The sequence below is a fragment of the Sphingomonas sp. RB1R13 genome, assembly GCF_036663775.1.
Lineage (GTDB): Bacteria > Pseudomonadota > Alphaproteobacteria > Sphingomonadales > Sphingomonadaceae > Sphingomicrobium.
The window spans coordinates 1-1,028 of sequence record NZ_JAXOJM010000120.1 but is presented as its reverse complement, the minus strand read 5'-3'; the positions used below and the strand labels follow the sequence as shown (position 1 = coordinate 1,028).

General features: G+C 68.9%; 1 protein-coding gene. It reads left to right on the top strand.

What is annotated here, in order from left to right:
- Positions 1-1,028 (top strand): acetyl-CoA C-acetyltransferase (locus tag U1700_RS15405; RefSeq protein ID WP_332753537.1); only part of this gene is annotated, 1,028 nt, incomplete at both ends.

The window sequence follows — 1,028 nt, the reverse complement described above, 5'->3', positions numbered from 1 at the left end:
CTCGGCCGGGTGGCGATCACCGCCGCGCTGGAACAGGCGGGCATCAAGGGCGAGGACGTGTCCGAGGTGATCCTCGGCCAGGTGCTGACCGCCGCGCAAGGCCAGAACCCGGCGCGCCAGGCGTCGATGGCCGCGGGCATTCCCAAGGAAGTGCCTGCCTACGGCGTCAACCAGGTCTGCGGATCGGGCCTGCGTGCGGTGGCGCTGGGGATGCAGGCGATCGCCAATGGCGACGCGACCATCGTCGTCGCGGGCGGCCAGGAGTCCATGTCGCTCTCGCCCCATGCCCAGACGATGCGCGGCGGCACCAAGATGGGTCCGCTGACCATGGTCGACACCATGGTGCATGACGGCCTGACCGACGCCTTTGCCGGTTATCACATGGGCATCACCGCCGAGAACCTGGCCGAGCAATATCAGGTCACCCGCGACGAGCAGGACCAGTTCGCCGTCCGCTCGCAGAACCTGGCCGAAAAGGCGCGCGGCGAGGGCCGCTTCAAGGACGAGATCGCGCCCGTCACCATCAAGACCCGCAAGGGCGAGACGGTCGTCGCCGACGACGAATATATCCGCGCCGGTGCGACCATCGAAAGCGTCTCAGGCGTCCGCCCCGCCTTCAAGAAGGACGGCACGGTGACCGCCGCCAACGCCTCGGGCCTGAACGACGGTGCCGCCGCCATCGTGCTGATGAGCCGCGAGGAAGCGGAAAAGCGCGGCACCCCCGTGCTCGCCACGATCAAGAGCTGGGCCTCGGCGGGCGTCGACCCGTCGGTGATGGGCATCGGGCCCGTCCCCGCGACCAAGCGCGCGCTGGAAAAGGCGGGCTGGACCATCGGCGACCTCGACCTGATCGAGGCCAACGAGGCCTTTGCCGCACAGGCGCTGTCGGTCGGCAAGGAACTGGGCCTCGACCCCGAAAAGGTCAACGTCAACGGCGGCGCGATCGCGCTGGGCCACCCGATCGGCGCCAGCGGCGCGCGCGTCCTGACGACTCTGATCTACGAGATGCAGAAGCGCGACGCGAAGAA